Source organism: Rhodopirellula islandica (genome assembly GCF_001027925.1).
Lineage (GTDB): Bacteria > Planctomycetota > Planctomycetia > Pirellulales > Pirellulaceae > Rhodopirellula > Rhodopirellula islandica.
Genome location: NZ_LECT01000007.1, coordinates 309,161 through 328,710, shown reverse-complemented (window position 1 = coordinate 328,710; position 19,550 = coordinate 309,161). Strand labels below are relative to the sequence as shown.

General features: G+C 58.5%; 13 protein-coding genes. 5 read left to right on the top strand and 8 right to left on the bottom strand.

All coding sequences use genetic code 11. The features are described from left to right. The first annotated feature begins 151 nt into the window (after positions 1–151). The gene (locus tag RISK_RS04100; RefSeq protein WP_047812945.1) at positions 152–715 is read left to right on the top strand and encodes a flavodoxin family protein; all 564 of its coding nucleotides are present in this window, start codon (positions 152–154) and stop codon (positions 713–715) included. 88 nt (positions 716–803) lie between these two features. Further along, on the top strand, positions 804–2,174 hold the full coding sequence (locus tag RISK_RS04095) for a Gfo/Idh/MocA family oxidoreductase (RefSeq protein WP_047812944.1): 1,371 nt from the start codon (positions 804–806) through the stop codon (positions 2,172–2,174). A 608-nt stretch (positions 2,175–2,782) separates the two neighbouring features. Here RISK_RS04095 and RISK_RS04090 read toward each other — a convergent pair. The 5 genes from RISK_RS04090 to RISK_RS04070 form a co-directional block, all read right to left on the bottom strand. Continuing rightward, positions 2,783–3,373 carry a tetratricopeptide repeat protein gene (locus RISK_RS04090; protein WP_236696010.1) on the bottom strand — a complete coding sequence of 197 codons (591 nt, stop codon included), beginning with the start codon at positions 3,371–3,373 and terminating at the stop codon, positions 2,783–2,785. Between the two features lie 64 nt (positions 3,374–3,437). Further along, the gene (locus tag RISK_RS04085; RefSeq protein WP_236696009.1) at positions 3,438–3,776 is read right to left on the bottom strand and encodes a hypothetical protein; all 339 of its coding nucleotides are present in this window, start codon (positions 3,774–3,776) and stop codon (positions 3,438–3,440) included. A gap of 316 nt (positions 3,777–4,092) precedes the next feature. Further along, positions 4,093–5,565: a sulfatase gene (locus tag RISK_RS04080; protein ID WP_047812942.1), complete on the bottom strand. Its 1,473-nt coding sequence runs from the start codon at positions 5,563–5,565 to the stop codon at positions 4,093–4,095. A gap of 159 nt (positions 5,566–5,724) precedes the next feature. Beyond that, the gene (locus RISK_RS04075) at positions 5,725–7,062 is read right to left on the bottom strand and encodes an outer membrane protein assembly factor BamB family protein (protein ID WP_047812941.1); all 1,338 of its coding nucleotides are present in this window, start codon (positions 7,060–7,062) and stop codon (positions 5,725–5,727) included. Between the two features lie 19 nt (positions 7,063–7,081). Beyond that, complete coding sequence (locus RISK_RS04070; protein WP_047812940.1) at positions 7,082–8,758, bottom strand: sulfatase family protein; 1,677 nt, start codon at positions 8,756–8,758, stop codon at positions 7,082–7,084. Between the two features lie 605 nt (positions 8,759–9,363). Between RISK_RS04070 and RISK_RS04065 the strand changes: the two genes are divergently transcribed. The 3 genes from RISK_RS04065 (at position 9,364) to RISK_RS04050 (ending at position 15,050) form a co-directional block, all read left to right on the top strand. After that, entirely contained in the window at positions 9,364–10,209 is an 846-nt protein-coding gene (locus RISK_RS04065; RefSeq protein ID WP_236696008.1) for a prephenate dehydrogenase, read from the top strand. Between the two features lie 69 nt (positions 10,210–10,278). Next, the gene (purL, locus tag RISK_RS04060; protein WP_047812939.1) at positions 10,279–13,308 is read left to right on the top strand and encodes a phosphoribosylformylglycinamidine synthase subunit PurL; all 3,030 of its coding nucleotides are present in this window, start codon (positions 10,279–10,281) and stop codon (positions 13,306–13,308) included. Between the two features lie 779 nt (positions 13,309–14,087). Continuing rightward, on the top strand, positions 14,088–15,050 hold the full coding sequence (locus RISK_RS04050) for a DUF1559 family PulG-like putative transporter (protein ID WP_449314163.1): 963 nt from the start codon (positions 14,088–14,090) through the stop codon (positions 15,048–15,050). A gap of 15 nt (positions 15,051–15,065) precedes the next feature. Here RISK_RS04050 and RISK_RS04045 read toward each other — a convergent pair whose 3' ends face one another. The 3 genes from RISK_RS04045 to RISK_RS04035 form a co-directional block, all read right to left on the bottom strand. Then, positions 15,066–16,241 (bottom strand): hypothetical protein, encoded by a 1,176-nt coding sequence (locus tag RISK_RS04045; RefSeq protein ID WP_047812937.1) that lies wholly within the window; start codon positions 16,239–16,241, stop codon positions 15,066–15,068. Positions 16,242–16,690: 449 nt separating this feature from the next. Further along, on the bottom strand, positions 16,691–17,341 hold the full coding sequence (locus tag RISK_RS04040) for a 5-formyltetrahydrofolate cyclo-ligase (protein WP_236696007.1): 651 nt from the start codon (positions 17,339–17,341) through the stop codon (positions 16,691–16,693). 7 nt (positions 17,342–17,348) lie between these two features. Then, entirely contained in the window at positions 17,349–18,890 is a 1,542-nt protein-coding gene (locus tag RISK_RS04035) for a rhamnulokinase (RefSeq protein WP_047812936.1), read from the bottom strand. Between the last annotated feature and the right edge of the window lie 660 nt (positions 18,891–19,550).

Below are 19,550 nucleotides of genomic sequence, written 5' to 3'. Positions count from 1 at the left end.
ATCATCTTGCGTTAGACTGCTGCAACGCGAAACCAGACCTCGCTGCGAGCGAGATCGAGATCACCGCCCAAATTGCTCGATGATGCAAGGGTGACTGACCTCTCTCAAGGCTGGTCGCTCTCACCAGTCAAAACCTTGTTTGCAATCGCCAATGCCCAAAGTCCTGATTCTCTATCATTCGAACACTCAAAATACGCAGCGGATGGCGGAGCTGGTCGCAGAGGGCGCTCGGCAACTGGATGAAGCCGATGTCCGGCTCAGGAACATTGACGACGCCGACCACACGGACCTGGATTGGTGCGACGGCCTTGCGCTGGGCTCACCAACGAACTACGGCTCGGTCAGCTGGCAAATGAAACGTTGGTGGGACGAGCAACCGATCGAAAACTGGGGCAAACGCGATGGAAAGATCGGCTGCGTGTTTACATCAGCCGGTGCCTGGGGAGGGGGTCAAGAATGGACCTGCATGGCACTGATGTCCATTCTGATCAACTACGGATTCCTTGTGTTCGGTTTGACTGACTACACCGGAATCAAGTTTTCTGCCCACTATGGCGCGATCTCCGCCGGCGGCCCCGACGAAGAACGAGTCCAAGAAGCTTGCCGCCGTTTGGGCAGACGATTGTCCGAATGGACCGCCAGCATGATTGACGGTCAAAAAGAAGCTCACCCACTGAACCAAACGTACGAACGTTTCAAAGATTTGGGCAAATAACGTTTTCGCCCCCAATCGAAGTCCTTTCCGACTAACTTTTTCAGTTCCCCCTTCGACGATTTTGTCGCACTTTCCCACGAGGTTTCCAATGTCAGCCCGTCAAAAACTCAATCGGCGTCACTTCCTGCAAACCACTGGCGCTGCCACCGCAGCGGGCTACTTTGCAGGCACGAGCAGCCTCGGGAACGCGCAAGAGTCGCCCAACGAACGCCCCGTGTTCGCGACCATCGGCCTTCGCAACCAAGGCTGGACGATCACCAACAAGTCGTTCAAGTACGCTGACTTCGCCGCCATGGCGGACGTGGATGCAAACGTCTTGGGTGACAACGTTGCCAAGGCCAAAGAACAACAGGGCAAGGCTCCCGAGGGCTACGCCGACTACCGCAAGGTCCTCGAACGAAAAGACATCGACGCGGTCATGATCGCCGCCCCCGATCACTGGCACACCAAGATCTCCGTCGAAGCGATGCTCGCAGGCAAAGACGTGTACTGCGAAAAACCGCTGACGCTGACCATCGACGAAGGCAAGTTGATCGAAAAGATCGTCAAGCAAACCGGACGTGTCTTCCAAGTCGGAACGATGCAGCGGACAGAAAACGGAAAACGCTTCCTTCAAGCCATTGCCATGATCCGCGACGGCCGGATCGGCGAGATCCAAAAAGTCACCTGCGGCATCGGCGGGGCAACCGGCTCACCAGAGATTCCTGCCATCGATGTCCCCAAGGGCCTCGACTGGGACATGTGGCTCGGCCCCACTCCCAAGGTCCCCTACCGCGCCCTGCCACAAATGCGAAAGGGATACGGCGGCGGCGTGCCGCTCTACACCAATTGCCACTACGCTTGGCGGAACTGGTACGAGTATTCCGGTGGCCAGATGAACGACTGGGGAGCTCACCACGTCGACATCGCCACCTGGGCGTTGGGCGCCGATCAATCCGGCCCCAACAAGATCACCCCCGTCAGCTACTCGCTGCCGGTCGAATACAAGGATGGCTACCCGACGGTCAGCGACCAGTACAATTCGCCGACCAAGTTTGAGATCCTCGCCAACATGCCTGGCGACATCCCCATGGTCGTCACCAGCGAAGGAGACAACGGGATCCTGTTCGAAGGCACCAAGGGCCGCTTCTTCGTCAACCGTGGCAAGATCGTTGGCAAGCCCGTCGAAGACCTGGAATCCAACCCGCTTCCTGAAGGCGCCATTGAACAAGTTTACGGCGGCCCCGTTGCAGCCAATCACACAGACAACTTCGTGCAAGCCATGCGAACTCGGAAACAACCGATCTCCGACGTTTGGACCCACAACCGAATGCTCGAAACCTGTCACTTGGCCAACATCTCCATCCGCCTCGGTCGTGAATTGAACTGGGACCCAACCAAGCGTGAAATCGTCGGCGACGACGAAGCCAACTCGTTCCTCTCGCGTGAAAGCCGCAAGGGATACGAAATCGACATGTGATCGATTGCCTGATGGCCCGATCAGTCGGGCGACGGAACCGATCCCAATGCCGGACCGCCCTCAAGCGGCCCGGCATTTTTTTTGCGACTAGCGACTAGCGACTAGCGACTAGCGACTAGCGACTAGCGACTAGCGACTAGCGACTAGCGACTAGCGACTAGCAACTAGCAACTAGCAACTAGCAACTAGCAACTAGCAACTAGCAACTAGCAACTAGCAACCAGCAACCAGCAACYAGCAACCAGCAACCAGCAACCAGCAACCAGCAACCAGCAACCAGCAACCAGCAACCAGCAACCAGCAACCAGCAACCAGCCATCAGCCATCAGCCATCAGCTAAGCAGGTACGCAGGTGTCATCGGGTAGGTGAGCCGCTGGCGTTAGCCACGGTTTTCACGCACAACCGGGGCGAACGCCCAAACGGCTCACATGGTTGTGCTTGATCACTCCTGCCGACCTGCTTCTCAGCTCTCAGCTCTCAGCTCTCAGCTCTCAGCTCTCAGCTCTCAGCTCTCAGCTCTCAGCTCTCAGCTCTCAGCTCTCAGCTAGAAGCTAGAAGCTAGAAGCTAGAAGCTAGAAGCTAGAAGCTAGAAGCTAGAAGCTAGAAGCTAGAAGCTAGAACGCCCTTCTGCGACCGCGCGAGCGTCGTCGCTCAAAGACACTTCGAACTCGAACTCACCGGGCTCGAAATTCATTGGAACTTGGCAGTCCTTGGCCACGATGCGATTGATTTTCCAATCCAGCCATCGCCACCACGATAGCGAGCGTTCCCAGTCTCGAAGACAGGTTCGCAACTCAATCGCACGTGGATGATCCGGTTCGCCAGACTGGTTGAGCGCATCCAACGCGCCACCCACCAACCCGTTGACAAGCAGCGCGGTCGCGAAGTTGCGTTTGCAAGCACTGGAAACTTCCGACCGCTCCAGCACGCCGTCGGAAGACAGGACGAATTGCCGAAAAACCGACAAGGCTTCTTCCTTCCGCCCTGATCGCAGAAGGCAGACGCCCAACGTGTTTCGAATCGCGGGCGTTCTTCCTGCGGAATGCAAGCGACGGACGACACCTTCATAGTCACGCTGGGACAAAAGATTGGAAACGGACCGCAGCGCTGCCGGCAATTCAGGCGTTCGATTTGGCGGGGAAGACGGTGGCGAAAAGGCAGGGATGGAAGAAGCAGAATGGGATGTGCGCACAGACATCGACAAAACTCTCAGGAAGAACATTGCAAAAGAAAATCAGATAGAAGACCAACCCGAAGGCGTCTTAGATCTGCAATCTCACATGCAAGTTCACGAGAGAATCCCCTGTCCCAACGCTTGCCCACGCTCGCGATTCCAGCGCACAGGCAAACAGCAAACGAGCTGCTTGTCCGCAACGATCCGGCACGCTTGAGTCCAAGGACCCCGACCATTCGCGGGCGTCCTTGAACGCCTGAGCAAGCGAAGCGGCGCTGCGCTCCGAGTCCACCGCAATGGGACGTTCGACCGAGACATTCTCAAGCGTCGAGACGGCGGCGGAAAGCGAATCCGACTTGGCAACGGAAACAGGAGGAAACGCCGGTGGCAGGAATTGCAACCAAGCGACCAACCAAACAGCGGTCATCAAGCACACCCGTCCAAACACGCTGGTGCGCTTCGGCAACGAGGCCGGGAACGCGAAATCGTTTGGAGGGCAAGGAAGAACCATGAGTTGGAATGTCGAGATCGCTTTCGCGACCACCATCGAAAAAAATTGCCGATCGATCGGACAGAATCACATGAGCCGTGGAGGCGTTCGCCTGGACCGCTAAGCAGGTCGGCTGGAATGATCGGGCACAACCATGTGAGCCGTTTGGGCGTCAGCCCCGGTTGCGAGTGAAAACCGTGGCTAACGCCAACGGCTCACATACCCGATGACACCTGCGTACCTGCGTACCTGCTTAACGCTTGGCTGCCTTGCGTTCCGCTTTCTCCATCGCCTTCGCTTCGCTGGCCGGATCGTGATTCGGGTTGGGCTCTGTCGGCACAGGAGCCCCCATTTGCTTTCGCCACGCCACCAGTTTGCTATGCAGTGCTTGGGTCTTGATCGGATTGGTGGTTGCCAAGTTGTTGGACTCACCTGGGTCCGCCACCAGATCGTACAACTCCAACCCACCGTCCTCGAAGTACTCATGAAGCTTCCAACGACCGTCTCGAATGATCCCGCACGGGCGGCTTCGGTACAGCAGGTCTCGTTGACCGTCGGTGACTGCGTAGCTTTGCAGGTACGCAGGGAAATGCCAAAACAGATCGCGTTCAGCGAGGCTTCCGTCTTGCTTCAACAACGGCATCAAACTCAGGCCATCGAGTGGCTGGTCCGCCGGACGTTTGGCTCCCGTCATCTCAACAAAGGTGGGGTACAAATCGGCAGCGATGATCGGAACGTCGCACTTCGTTCCTGGCTCCACGACGCCCGGCCAAGTCACGAAGAACGGTTCGCGAATTCCACCTTCGTAGTAGGTTCCCTTGTAACCACGCAGCGGTTTCATCGAGGTCGCAGGTCCGAAACCACCGTTGTCACTGGTGAAGACGATCGCAGTGCTCTCTTCCAACCCAAGTTTGCGAAGTGTCTCGACCATCCGCCCGACTCCCTCATCGACGCTCTCGATCATGGCCGCCATCACCGCGTGATCGTGCAACGTGCCGGGCTGCTTCGCCTTGTACTTGGCGACGAGATCCGGCTTGGCTTGCAAAGGCGTGTGAACGGCAAAGTGAGACAGGTACAAGAACCAAGAACGTTTCTGATTGTCTTCGATGAACCGGATGGCCTCGTCCGTGAGTCGATCCGTCAGGTACTCTTCATCGGTTGCGTCTTGCAATCCCGGCGCCTTGGGATGCGGCGGGAAGTATCCCTTGGGTGGACTGCCGCTGTGCGTGCCGGCGACATTGACGTCAAAGCCATAGGGCAGCGGGTCGTCACTCAGATGCCACTTGCCAATGATGCCGGTTCGATACTCAGCCTCATGAACTTGATGAGCCCACGTTTGAATGTCCGTTGAGAGCACGTCCGTGCCAGGAATGTGCTGCAACGTTCCGTGCTTCGGGTGGCCCCGACGCTCGGTTCCGACGTTGTAGATCTCGTGACGCGGCGAATATTGACCTGACAATAAACTGGCCCGCGCCGGGGCACAGTTCGCGGCACACGAATAAGCATTCGTGAACACCATGCCTTGCTCCGCCAACGCATCCAAGTTCGGCGTTTCGTAGAAATCGGATCCCATGAAGCTGGCGTCACGCCAACCGTAGTCGTCCAAGTAAATGAACAAGACGTTTGGATGTTGCTTGCTTGGCGTTTCCGCAAAGCCGGCGGGTGACAACACGATGGCAAACAGAAACACAGGCAGAGCCCATCGCAGGCGAGAGATCGTGTTCATGAACTTGACTCAAAAATCAGCGTGCAAAGCAAGGTAGGATGGCCACTCTTGGCCGTCAGAGTGGTGGATGTCGGCCAAGAGTGGCCAACCTACAACAAAATCACAACCCGACGCGTGAGCGAGGGACCTGAGATTGCTGCCCCCTCCCTGCTTCGAAACTCAAAGACCTTCCGTGATTTTAACCAAGCGTTCTTTTCGCGAGCCACCTTCACCGAAGCCAATTCGCAGCAGCAACGAATCCGCCAAGACCGCGGGGCTGGCGTAACAATCCGATCCGAGACGATTCTTTGAAATCAGTTGGTAGTCGTCCCCCGTGGCGGCGAAAACATAGTGGTTGCCTGACAGGTCCGACACATACACATTGCCCCCCGCCAACACCGGCGATCCACTGAAATTGCCGCCCAAGCGTTCCTTCCACTGAACACTTCCATCGTCGTTGGACCAACACATCGCGACACCATTGTCGGTGACTCCGAACAGACTGGTGCCGTTGGTCACCACCGAAGGTTCATAAAGAGCCGTGCGGTCCGACCAAATCTCTTCGCCCTCCGCAGAAAAGCACGCCGTTTGTTTGTCGGGGTAACCGCCCGATGCAAAGATCCGATCGCCCGCCGTCACGATCGTGCCGCAGGTGGCTTCGGCGATCCCGGGCGTTTCCCAGCGAGGCTCGCCGGTCGCCGGGTCGTAGCTGGCAACTCGGTCGCCTCCAGTGATCAACAACTGATCCATCCCGCCAACGTTGGCAATCATCGGACTGGAATAGCTGCTGGCGTCCCCTCGAGACCGGCGCCAAGCGATCTCGCCCGATTCCAGATCCAACGCCACCAAGTACCCGCCACCAAAGTTGTCCGCCGCAATGATCACAAAGGATTGATACAACACGGGGGAGGGAGCGTAGCCGAACTTCGATCCAAAGGCCCCCACATCGGTCTGCCAAACCACTTCGCCGTTCAGGTCGACCGCTGTGACGAAGATGCGTTCTTGATTCAGGAACGCGGTGACGATGAGTTCGCCGTCCGAGGCGGGCGTGCCGTTGGCGTTGGTGGCTTTGTTGTGAACTTCTCTCGCGGACGGGAAGTTGCCTTCATGGATCACACGTCGCCACTTTTCCTCCCCCGTTTCCAAGTCAAACGAAACCAGCATCTGTTGTTGCTTCGCGTCGTCCGCCGTCCCCAGAACAACTTGGTCGCCGATGACGATCGGGCTGCTGTGACCGCGGCCGGGAACGTTGGCTTGCCAAGCGATGTTGGTCGACTCATCCCAAGTTGTGGGCGGCGCCGCGTCATCGGCTCGCCCGTCCATCGTTGGGCCACGCCACTGCGGCCAAGGCAAATCAACCGCGGGCGTCTCGCGAATTTGCAAAGCCACTCCGCTGTCGCTGATCGAAACCTCCTCGACCGGCGTGGACTTCCTGCAAGCAGAGAAACCGAGGAACACGACCGCCAACCCGAAGGTCCAACTCAGGTGGATGGATTGGCGTGAGATCGATCGTTTCATCGGGACTTCTCCTGCGAGTTCATTTCTTGGGCTTCGGCGCGGCCGGTTGCTTCTTTTTCTTACCAGGGCCAACTGGTTCCACAAACATACCGTGCTCGAAAATCACCGGTTCGCTCATCCGCGGGTCGCCGGTCCGCTTCAGCTCGCCAATCAATCGGTCATGGAGCTGCTTCTCCGTTTCCGCATGGTCGGAGTGCCCCGCCAGGTTGTTCAAACAATCCGGATCGGACTTCAGGTCATACATTTCGATCCGCGGACGGCGTCCCACCATGAAATCAAACGCTTCGGGATACTTTTCCCGGTTCAGCGCAACGAAGGCCTTGGTCGGACTCGCGTCGAGGTCCGGATACGCGGCAAAGGTGATCTCACGCAATTCTTCCTCCGATGGGAATTCACTGGCGTCGGCATCCAACTCGGGACCGTCACCCATCGGCGTACGCTCCGGTTCGAAATTGACGATGTACAACCAATCATCCGACTGGATGGCTCGCTGCGGATAAGGCTTCGCGCCTTCGCGAGCCGTTGCGACATGGCGTTCTCGACCGGTGAAGACCGCGTCCCGCGACGGATCGATCCTGCCCGATTTGTCGCTGGTCAGAAGCGGGGTGATGGGACGAGCGATCATGCTCGCAGGAGCTTCGACGCTGGCCACTTCCAAGAACGTCGTTGCCAATTCGGGAAGCGAAACAAAATCGGTCACCACACGGTTGGAATGTCCCACCCCGTTTGGCCAACGAACCGCAAGCGGCACGTGCGTCCCAAAGTCGTACAAATTGCACTTCCCACGCGACACGCCGGGAACCCCGTGGTCACCGCTGACAACCAACAACGTGTCGTCGGCAATGCCCAGCCGCTGCAGTTCTTCGTCCAACACCACCAGTGCGGCATCAAACGCCATCGCCTCGCCCAGGTAGTCCGCAAAGTCTTCACGAATTTCGGGCACATCGGGCAGGTAGGCGGGCAGTTTGCCTTTCAAGTCATCGGGGTTGATTCCCCAGAGTTCATGTCCGCTCTTGGCCACCCATTTTCGGTGTGTGTTGGTGGGACCAAACCAGTAGCAGATCGGCGAATCGCCATCGAGCGTTCCGTCGTTGTCAGCGTCGAGGAAGTTGCGAATGTTCTGGCGAACTTCATCGAACAGTTTCGCTTTCGCTGCGTCACGATCCTCGGCCTTCATCACGAACTGCGAAAACCCGTTGAACTTCGATCCGGCTTTGTTGGACGCTGTGCGTGTTCCACCGTACGGCGCGTTGCCGGGACGCCCGGGACTCCAGACTTTGTAAGTGTGACCGATCCGGTACCCGGATTCTTCCAACAACAACGGGTAAGCGGGCAACGAAAAATCCCAGACCGCGCCAAGCAAGATCGATGCCTTGTCACATCGCCAAAACGGTTGCCCAGACATCAACGAACTTCGGCAGGGCGTGCACGACGGTGCGCTCACAAACGCGTTGGTGAACAACACCCCGTCGCGAGCGATCGAATCGAACTTGGGAGTCGAGATCACTTCGCTGGCGGTGCCTGGAAAATGCTTCGCATAGGCACTCGCGTAGCAGCCCCAGTCGTCCGCGAACGCCATCACGATGTGTGGCCGTGACTTCGTTGGTTCAGATGGCTTTGCATCAGCCAGTGCCGGTGAGGCAACGAACAGCAACAAAGCGACAGGTAGAAAACGGGAACATTGCCGATTCGACATGGCATTCTCCGACGGAAGAGATCAGGTGGGATATTGGGGTGGGGATCGAGACGGGTGGCAATCAAGGTCCCCGCGCGTCGCGAGGAATCATCCTAGCCAACATCCCGCGCGATCGTTGAACTTCCCACGAAAATGAGCCCCAATCGGCCGAAAAACCGTCCCCGTCGCCGAGCCGGCTCAGCCACTCGTAGCGAAACTCGTCAAGAGTTTCGTTCTCCCCCTGAATCGCCAAAAGTCTTGACGACTTTCGCTACGAACGGAGGGGGTAGCGAAACTCGTCAAGAGTTTCGTCCTCCAACCTGAATCAGCGAAAGTTTTGACGACGTTCGCGACGAATGGCGAGCCATCATCTGAGGGCGTCCGATCAGACCAACTCCGGTCGTGGCGTGTCCTCCAAAAACGTCAGATTGCCACCGATGGGAACCGCGGGGGTTGTGCGGTATTCTTCTGCTCTCTCGCATTCAGCAGCATCTCCAGTCTCGGGTAGCGAAACTCGTCAAGAGTTTCGTTCTCCCCCCAGACTCGCCGAAAGTCTTGACGACTTTCGCTACGAATGGCGAGTGATCCACAGCAAACGCCCTTTGGCCTCCATCGAATCCAGCCCCATGCCCGAGCCCTCCTGCCGATCCGTTGCGATCATCGGTTTGGGGTTGTTGGGTGGAAGTGTGGCGTTTGCGATTCGCAGACGCTGGCCGTCGGTTCGCCTGACTGCGTGCGCTCGTTCGCCTGAAACGCGGGAATTTGCGTTGGATCGGTCCATTGTTGACGAGGTCTTCGAGACCCCCGCCGCCGCCGCGGAAGGCTGTGATTTGGCGGTCATCGCGACGCCGGTCAACCGAATCGCATCGCTGGCCCAGGCACTGGCAGGACAATTCCCGGAGCTGACCCTGACCGACGTCGGCAGCACCAAAGGGGGACTGGTCCGCGAATTGGCGGGGACCGCGTCGGCCAAGCAGTTCGTTCCGGCTCACCCGATCGCGGGAAGCGAAAAGAGCGGCGCGGAGCACGCCCGAGCGGACCTTTTCGACGACAAACCCATCGTGATCACGCCCAGCGGCGAAGAACTGCCGCAACACATCACCGCCGCGACCGAATTTTGGCGAGCCACTGGCGGACGAATTGTCACGATGCCGGCCGAACAACACGATGCCACCTTGGCATTGACGTCTCATTTGCCACACTTGCTGTCGTCGCTGGCCGCACGTCAAATCACTCGCGAAATGCTCGCCTTGGTTGGCAATGGCTGGCTCGACACCACTCGCGTGGCGGCGGGGGATGCGGACCTTTGGACCGCCATCGTTTCCGAAAACCGCGACGCGATCCTGAGTGCGATCGAACAATCCCGGTCGGACTTGGACACCCTGCAAACCATCGTGCACCAGGGCGACGACGCTGCCCTGCGAACCTGGCTCGACACCGCCAAACAAATTCGACAGTCCGCTCAAACCTAGCCACGACCGCCCGCGGCCCAGGTTGCTTGACCTTTTCCCGACTCCATCCTCATTCCCCGATTTCGCATCATGCCGCTTTGGCAAATCGACATTCATCCTGCTCCCGGTCAGATCGATCGACTCGGCGAACAAACGGCTCGTGAAATCCATGAACTTGGATTGGGCGACGACCTGCTGATCGCGGCCGCACGGGGATACTTGATCCAAGCTGACATCGACCAAGCTTCCGCCAACGAAATTGCATCGACGTTGCTGGCCGATTCCATCACGGAATCGGTCGCCGTCGGGCACCCCGGCAAAGACGCTTCGCAGGTCGAAGCGGACCTGTCCGAAGCTCCCGAATCGTTGATGGAATTGCTGGCAGAACGCGGCATCGAATCCGAACCGCACCTGGTGCATGTGATGCCCAAGCCCGGTGTGATGGACCCGGTCGCGGCCAGCACCCAGGGCGCGCTCGCCGACAGCGGTGTCGAAGGCAGCACGGTCAAGACGTTCCGCAAATTCTGGATCGCCGGCGTCGACGAAGCTCAACTCGAAACGATCTGCCGCCGCGCCCTGTCGAACGATTCCATCGAAGCGTTTGTGATCGGGCCGTTGATGATGGACCGTTTGGATGTCGGATCCGAAGGCGAATTTGAATTGGTGCACGTGCCAATTCGAGAACTGGACGACGCCGGACTGGAAAAGCTTTCCAAGGAAGGCCAGCTCTACCTGACGCTGGTCGAGATGCAAACCATTCGCGATCACTTCGTCGAACTGGGACGCGACCCAACCGACATCGAACTCGAATCGGTCGCTCAGACTTGGTCGGAACACTGCAGCCACAAAACATTGGCCGGCCGAATCCACTACAAGGGCCCTGGTGCCGATGGCACGCCCGGCGGCGACGAACGCCAGTACAACAACATGCTCAAAGAAACGATCTTTGAAGCGACCCAAACCATTCGTCGCTCGCTGGGCGATGACGATTGGTGCGTCAGCGTGTTCAAGGACAACGCGGGCATCGTGACGTTCGACGAACAAGACCACGTGTGCTTCAAAGTCGAAACGCACAATCACCCGTCGGCACTGGAACCTTACGGCGGAGCCAACACCGGAATCGGTGGCGTCATCCGTGACCCGATGGGCACGGGCATGGGAGCCAAACCGATCTGCAACACGGACGTGTTCTGCTTCGCTCCACCGGACGTCTCGCCTGAAGAATTGCCACCTGGCGTGCTGCACCCCCGCCGCGTCATCCAAGGCGTCGTGTCCGGCGTTCGAGATTATGGCAACCGAATGGGAATCCCCACGGTCAACGGCGCGGTCTACTTTGACGAGCGTTATCTCGGCAACCCGCTGGTTTACTGCGGCAACGTCGGCATCATTCCCGTTGGCATGGAAGACAAGGAAGTCAAACCCAATGACTTGATCGTCGCGGTTGGCGGACGCACCGGACGAGACGGGATCCACGGGGCAACATTCAGCAGTGCCGAACTGACCAGCGAATCCGAATCGCTGTCCGGTGGTGCCGTGCAAATCGGCAACGCGATCACCGAAAAAATGGTCCTCGACGTGCTGATGCAGGCTCGCGATCGCGGCTTGTACAACGCGGTCACGGACTGCGGTGCAGGTGGCTTCAGCAGCGCCGTTGGCGAGATGGGCGAAGAACTCGGCGCCGAAGTCTGGCTCGACAAAGCCCCGCTCAAATACGACGGTCTGACTTACACCGAGATTTGGATTTCCGAAGCTCAAGAACGAATGGTGTTGGCCGTTCCCCAAGAACGCTGGGACGAACTGCGAGAACTGTGCGAAAGCGAAGGCGTCGAAGCCGCCGCGATCGGTCGCTTTGTTCCAACCGGCCGACTGCAATTGAACTTCCACGGCCAAACGGTCGGCGACGTCGCCATGTCGTTCCTGCACGACGGACGTCCGCCCGTGATTCGCGATGCGATCTACGAACCACCTCAAGCCAAGCCGTTGTCAATCGGCGATCGCAACGCCGCAGCCAACTCCGAGACGCTGCTCAAGATCCTGGGCAGCTACAACGTCGCCAGCAAGCACTGGGTGATCCGCCAATACGATCACGAAGTCCAAGCGGGCAGCGTCGTCAAACCCTTGGTCGGCCCGCAATGTGACGGCCCCGGCGACGCTGCCGTCGTGCGTCCCAAACTGACCAGCCGTCGTGGGTTGGTGATCAGTTGCGGCATGAACCCGCACTATGGTGATTTCGACACGTATCACATGGCCGCTTCGGCGATCGACGAAGCCATGCGGAACGCGGTCGCGGTCGGTGCCGATCCTTCCAAGATCGCGATCCTGGACAACTTCTGCTGGGGATACACCGATCGAGCCGAAACGCTGGGGTCGCTCGTCCGAGCAGCGATCGCTTGCCAAGACCTCGCGGTCACGCTGGGCACGCCCTTCGTCAGTGGCAAGGACAGCTTGAACAACGAGTTCAGCTTCTTCGATGACAAGAACGAAAAGCAAACCATCGCGATTCCGCCCAGCCTGCTGATCAGCGCGATGGGGCAAATTGACGACGTCAGCAAATCAGTCACGATGGACGCGAAGGAAGCCGGCAACGTGATCTTCCTGGTCGGCGACACGCATCGTGAACTCGGCGGCTCGCACTACGGTTTGGTCGAAAACGAACCTGGCGGTGCGGTCCCAGAAGTCGACGCGAACTTGTCCAAGAAGACTTTCGCCACGGTCCACCAAGCGATCCAGGCTCGACTGGTCCGCTCCTGCCACGACCTCTGCGAAGGTGGCCTGGCGGTCGCCGCGGTCGAAATGGCTCTGGCCGGCGGATTGGGAATGGAGCTCGATCTGGCGTCTGTCCCTCGTGAACAACCCTCCAACGACGGCGTGCAAACCGCCGCGGCATTGTCGGCCGCGGAAGTGCTGTTCAGTGAATCCAACACGCGATTCCTGATCGAATGTGCACCCGAATCAGCCGAGGCACTCGCCAAGATTTTCGCGGACTCTGGGATCAGCCTGACCCAACTAGGCGAAGTCACCGAATCCGACCAATTCACCGTCCGAGACGGGAGCACCGTGGTGCTGGAAACCGACATTGCGAGCGCAAAATCAGCCTGGCAAGCCCCCCTGGACTGGTGAACGGAAGTCGAATCCTTCGCAAACTTCGCGAGAAGCTTGCGAAATTCGCATTGAACCGCGAGCTGGTTTACTCTGTAATTGCTACAGAATGCATCCGTTCGGCGAAAAAATCGCCAACAAAGACGAACAACTTCAACCATTTGGAACCGCGTGGAACTCTGGGTCCGTCGAATCGCTTTGATCGCTTATGTGGTCGGTGGCTGGCTTTTGCCGGCCGCCCACCATCATGTGGCGACGTGCGATTCCACCCATTCCCACGTCGGCGTGCACGACGAATGCTCCCACACGCATTCGCCTGAGAATGTCACTGAATGTTGCTCGCATTCGAGCTCTGCAGACGCAGTGCAGCACGCACCGCTGCCGCCAGGTTGCTCGGAAGAATTGCTGGTTTGGGAGACGAGCCTGCCGTCCGCAGAGATCGTCTCGGATCACCAGCACGCTCATCAATGCAGTGACCTATGTGCGTTGTGCAACGCTCGCACGATGGCTGAAAGCCCGATCGCGGTCTCTGTCCACCGCGAAACAGTTCGGTGCACAGCCAATCACCGGATCGAATCAACCACCTTGGAAGACTCGGCAGATTGCTGGCGTCCGTACACACGCGGCCCCCCTTCTTTGACCTGAGAACTGCCGTTCTGGGTTGCAGCGAACACCAGTTTCACTGTAACGCAAACTCACTGTCTTCTATCGAGAGCCACTGCGTTCTCATTTTCAGGTCTCATTCCATGCCGAACTTCTCCGCCCCCGTTGCACGCGTGCACGCGAAACCAAGCCGTCGCTTGACTGCCGGACCCTCGCTCCGAAACGCATTCACACTCGTTGAATTGCTGGTTGTCATCGCCATCATTGGCGTCCTCGTTGGCCTGCTGCTTCCCGCCGTTCAAGCCGCCCGCGAAGCGGCCCGCCGGATGTCGTGCCAAAACAACTTGCACCAAATGGGCATCGCCCTGCACAACTACCACGGCATCTTCAATCAATTGCCCAGTGGCTGGTTGGCGGATGACACCGATCACCATGAACCCGGCTGGGGCTGGGCCGCCGCGATCACCCCGCAAATCGAAGCCAGCAACGTCTACGAAACCATTCGCTTTGGGATGGCGATCGAAGAAGACGAGAACCAACAAGCTCGCGAATCGTCGATCCCCAGCTACATGTGCCCGAGCGACCCGCTCGAAACTCTGTTCTTCATCGCCGAAGCGCACGGCGACGGCGATGGTCACGAGCATGCTCACTCAAGCTCGCTGGACGACGATCACGATGATGACGACCACGACGATGAACACGAGAGCGGGCACAACGTGGACGATGGGGATGAGTTTCTCTTCCAAATCGCCAAGAGCAACTACGCCGGCGTGTTCGGCACGTTTGATATCCACGAAGACATGTACCACGGCGACGGGCTGTTCTACGGCAACAGCCGCCACCGTTTTCGCGACGTCTTGGATGGGCTGAGCCAGACCGTGATGGTCGGCGAACGCAACAGTCGCCTGGGTGGCTCGATTTGGCAAGGGCTGATCCCCGAGGCCAACGCCGCCGCGTCTCGGATCGTGGGCGCTGCTGACCACACGCCCAACAGCGACGTCGGGCACTTCGAAGATTTCAGCAGCTATCACGCTGCCGGTGCCCAGTTCATCCTCAGCGACGGTTCGGTCCGGATGCTTTCGCAGTTCATTGACCTCGAGGTCTACCACGCGTTGGTGACCCGAGCCAATTACGAAGTCATCCAAGCCGACACCTTCTGATCAACCTGCCCCCGATCAGGCGGCTGATTTCCTGGCCGCTTGGGTTGGTGCCAACCAGCCCCGAATCCCACCAAGATCGGTCGACCAAGCTTCACTGGTTCGACGATCACAGAACGTGTGGAACAACCCGTCGATCGTGTCGCTGAGCGTTCGCACGGCTTCGATTCGGTCTTCCGGTCCGAAGTCGTTGTCGTCTTCGTCCAAATGAATTCGAGCGCCGCTGATCCCAAACGTTTCGGCTTGCAAAGTTAAGTCGAACTGCTGGCCTTCGCGAATCAGCGTCATGCCTGTCTTGCGAGGCAACTTTCCACTCTGGATCGCTCGCATCGCCTCGGGCAACTTCGTCGGGCACTCAGCCGAAATCGATTCTTTACCGGAGTCGCCCAGCGGGCATTCCAAGGACAGCGTTTTGGCCAACATCAACGTGACTTCGGTTCCGTCAAACGTCTCGATCGTGTCGGTTTCCGTTTCCAACATCCACCACAACCACAGCAAGAATTCGTTGCCGAGGAAGTCCGGTGACTGAGAATGTTCATTGGCCCAAGCGACGCCGCTGAACCCTTCGCCGGCAACGAAACTGGCCGGCATCACATCGTCCATCTCTGCATAGCGATCGTTGTCACGCGCCCAATCCTGAGCGACGACGCCGGCACCGATGTGACCACACTCGATCCCGAACACACGCTCGAGCAGATCGATGCAGTGACCGCTGCCGGTGCCTGCGGTTCCGCCGTAATACAGCAAATCGCGGCTGCAATCCCACAACAATGCGTGCTGCTGGAACTTGCGGTACTTGCCCGTCGCCGCTTCGTTCTCGCAGCGTTGCTCGACCGCTTCCTTGGCTTCTTTGCGTTGCGACTTAGTCGGTTTCCCGCCCGGATTTTCGCGGCTCAATGCCGCGAGCTCCATCGACAACCAAGCTTTCTTGATCACCGAAGGAACCTGGTTGGTGTCCACACGCACGCCGAAGTGAACGGCATCGTCGATGATGTTTTTCGCGAGATCGAAATCTTGATCGAAAAGGTGATCTCCGCCCAAAAAACCCAGGTGCACGTTTTCTTCGTTGGCGGTTTCCGTTCGCCCGGCGACATTCTCCGCCATCCGTTCGATGTGCTCTTGTCCGAAGGGGCCGTCTTCAAATTGGTTGACGCGAAAACGTTCAAAGGAAAGGCTACCGGAGAGAAACGGCATGGAAGAGAATCCCATTCGATGAGCGGAAGAAGCCAGCCACCCCGAGTCGGCTGTGTCGTTGGCTTATCGTCCAACCAGGTCTTGAAAATTGCCGTCCCATCCACAGACCATCGCAACACCGCAAACCGCACATCCGGAACAACCGGCCTGCGATACGGCACAGCTTCTTCCGAGGCGGGGTTCGGAACGTCACGGCCGAGCAGAACATTTGCCCTCAAACGCTTGCGTGGTTGGTTGACGCCCTGGAACTGCGTGACCGGAACGACTGGAAGTGAACTTGGTTGCGATGTGGCCCGGCGGTGGAAGGCTGCCCGACGGAACAGTTGAGGACAACTGTTCTACTCTGATGCTTGCCTCTCCCCCCTGGAACGCCGATTCAATCAACGACGACTTCACCCTCCCCCTGGGAGGGTCGAGCGAAGCGAGGGGAGGGGCGTCTCCCTCGCTGCTCACCGCGAACGAATCTCGGAGCCTCGCAGTGAGCGGCCCACTCCTTGGTAAAGCTGCTTCTCCGTGACAACCATGTCCATGTAAACGTCATGAGGCTGCACTGGGATCGTGTCGAACAACTGGCACTCGAACGCCAACGCGATCAGACGCGAATCCGACCGGACATTCCCGAGCAGTTTGTCGTAGTAGCCTTTGCCGTGCCCGATCCGGCCACCACGCCGGTCAAAGCCAACTCCAGGAACCAAGACCAAATCCAGATCCTTCACGGCAACTCGCTTCGATTCCACGCCGCGCAGTTCCTCGCGAGGCTCCAAAATCCTGTACGCTCCTTCGGAAAGTTCTTCCATCGACTCCAGATGAAACAGCTCCAACTCGCCCTCGACACAGTACGGAACGATGACCTGCTTGCCGCTTTCGATGGCCGCGGGCAAAGCGTGCCGAGTTCGAACTTCTGCTCGCACATCGATGTACCACATCACACACTTCGCCGATTGATACGCAGGCAACTGCATCACGGCGTCGGTAATCGCATGACTGCAACCGTCCTTGTCGGCCTGCTCTCGACGAGCCGCGAGGGCCGCAATTCGGATCGCTTGCTTGAGACCAGCGAGCTTTTCTTGCTCCTCGCTCATCGGATCGAAAGCGGACATCGGCTTCTCATTCGAAGAAAGTCGCGAACTTCGCAGCGGGCTCATCCCAGCGATCCGTTTGCTGAGGCTCGTAGGTTTGCGTCGGGAAACTATGACGCACCAACTGGCGAGCTTCATCGATCGAATGCAGCGAGCCACTTCCAATCATCTGCATCAAAATGTTCCCAATCGCCGTGGCCTCGACTGGACCAGCAACCACCCGGCGTCCACAAGCATCGGCGGTCATCTGGCACAGCAACGCATTGAGCGAACCGCCACCGACGATATGAATGGTCTGGATGTGCGACTGAGTCAGTGACTCCAAGTGTTGCAAACACATTCGGTATCGAAGCGCGAGCCCTTCCAAGGCACCTCGGAACAGAACCCCATTGTTCGTCGGAACCCGCTGCCCCGTCCGACCGGCCAACCCGCAAATCGCGTCGATCATGTTGTCGGGTGCGACCAGTGCAGGATCATCCGGATTGACCAACAACTCAAACGGCTCCGCACCGGCAGCGGCCTGGGTCATCTCCGCCCAAGACGGCGTGTTGCCTTGGCGATCAAGTGCCGCACGAATCTGCTGGTAGATCCAAAGCCCGCCGATGTTCTGCAGCAACCGCGTGCTTCCGCGGACACCACCTTCGTTGGTGAAGTTCAATTCCGCACACAGCGGCGACACATTCGGCTGAGGGATCTCGACTCCCATCAACGACCAAGTCCCCGAGCTGATGTAGCACCAATCCGGTGACGCCGGCGCGAAACCTTCCGCAGGAACCGCCAACACCGCCGACGCCGTGTCATGGGTGGCGGGCAGGATCACTGGTACGTCGTGCAGCCCGGTTTCCATCGCGACGCTGGACTGGACGGTGCCGATCGTCGTCCCAGCAGGGGTGGGCTCCGCAAACCAACTGCGAGGCAAACCAAAGCCGTCCAACAACTTGGTGGACCAAGTTTGCGTGGCAGGATTCAGCAACTGGGTCGTCGATGCGTTGCTGGCTTCGATCGACCGTTCCCCGGACAGCAACCAGTGAAACAAGTCCCCCATCATCAGGAACGATTCCGCGGTCTCAAACACGGAATCCCCGTTTTGCTTCGCCGCAATCAGTTGGCACAGGGAATTGATGTCCATGAACTGCATGCCGGTTTCCTGAAAGATCGTTTCCCTCGGAACGATCTCGCAGATCTTTTCAACCATCCCGCGGTGCCGGGCGTCGCGGTAGTGCCAAACTGGGCCAGCAATCTGATCGCGAGGATCCACAAACCCGAAGCTCACCCCCCATGTGTCCACCCCCACCGACGCGATGGTGGCCTGTGCCCAATCCGATTGAGCCCGCCCTGCGGCATCCCGCAAGCCATCCTGGATGTCCTGCCACAACTGCAGGTGATTCCAAAGCATCGCGTCCTGGACCTTCACAGGCCGATTGACGAACCGTCCCGTCTCGACCAACTCCAACCGCCCCTCCTCCATCCCGCCGGCGATCACACGTCCACTGGACGCCCCCAGATCAACCGCGAGATGAACGGGCCCAGCAAACTGAACTTCGCGAGAGGATGCTTCAGGGGATGACATCTTGGCTCCAAACAGAAAATCGAATGAGAGAGTGCGGAGGTTTTGACGCGGGCAAGGGACTGCTGCAACCGCGCCAGTCGGGCGGAAAAGGGCCCAATCAGGCAACCCTGCATCGCCGCCCCACCACCTGGGAGGTCGTGCGGCTTTTAAATACCTTGCTCGTAACTTCTTGCGAACCCCGCCCGTTGGCAACGGGAGGGGCCGGAAAACGAGCGTTCAGCGAGATTTCTGGGGGAGGGCATCACGCCGCTTTCCATTGTTTCGAGCCCCTCCCCTCGCGTACGCCCGAACGCCGTCGCTCGACCTCCACGAAACTCCTCGAAAACTTCGCTTTGAGGGAGGTGCACCGTGCGAAAACCGACTCAAAAATGGGATTCAAAAGCCGCACGACCTCGTGGCGGGGGGGACGCTGCTGCGGGCCCAGCCCGACAGACAATCTAGCGTGACTGGGAAAGGCGGGCGAGAAGTCGATCGACACTTCACGAAGACTTTTTTTGGCCCCCAGTAGCTTTTGCTAGCAACGCAGTCTCGGCAGCCTGGGTGACTTAACCCGAACTAGCAACGCCGGTTAGCCAAGTGTCGTCATCACGAGCACACTTCATTCTTTCCAGCATTCAGGCTGGGGAGGCGGTCAAAATTGAAGAATCAGATGTTGACCGG

Bases quoted from the DNA above. Each gene is read 5' to 3' on its own strand.
- RISK_RS04100 (WP_047812945.1), top strand. From the start codon at position 152: ATGCCCAAAGTCCTGATTCTCTATCATTCGAACACTCAAAATACGCAG.
- RISK_RS04095 (WP_047812944.1), top strand. From the start codon at position 804: ATGTCAGCCCGTCAAAAACTCAATCGGCGTCACTTCCTGCAAACCACT.
- RISK_RS04090 (WP_236696010.1), bottom strand. From the start codon at position 3,373: ATGTCTGTGCGCACATCCCATTCTGCTTCTTCCATCCCTGCCTTTTCG.
- RISK_RS04085 (WP_236696009.1), bottom strand. From the start codon at position 3,776: ATGACCGCTGTTTGGTTGGTCGCTTGGTTGCAATTCCTGCCACCGGCG.
- RISK_RS04080 (WP_047812942.1), bottom strand. From the start codon at position 5,565: ATGAACACGATCTCTCGCCTGCGATGGGCTCTGCCTGTGTTTCTGTTT.
- RISK_RS04075 (WP_047812941.1), bottom strand. From the start codon at position 7,062: ATGAAACGATCGATCTCACGCCAATCCATCCACCTGAGTTGGACCTTC.
- RISK_RS04070 (WP_047812940.1), bottom strand. From the start codon at position 8,758: ATGTCGAATCGGCAATGTTCCCGTTTTCTACCTGTCGCTTTGTTGCTG.
- RISK_RS04065 (WP_236696008.1), top strand. From the start codon at position 9,364: ATGCCCGAGCCCTCCTGCCGATCCGTTGCGATCATCGGTTTGGGGTTG.
- purL (WP_047812939.1), top strand. From the start codon at position 10,279: ATGCCGCTTTGGCAAATCGACATTCATCCTGCTCCCGGTCAGATCGAT.
- RISK_RS04045 (WP_047812937.1), bottom strand. From the start codon at position 16,241: ATGCCGTTTCTCTCCGGTAGCCTTTCCTTTGAACGTTTTCGCGTCAAC.
- RISK_RS04040 (WP_236696007.1), bottom strand. From the start codon at position 17,341: ATGTCCGCTTTCGATCCGATGAGCGAGGAGCAAGAAAAGCTCGCTGGT.
- RISK_RS04035 (WP_047812936.1), bottom strand. From the start codon at position 18,890: ATGTCATCCCCTGAAGCATCCTCTCGCGAAGTTCAGTTTGCTGGGCCC.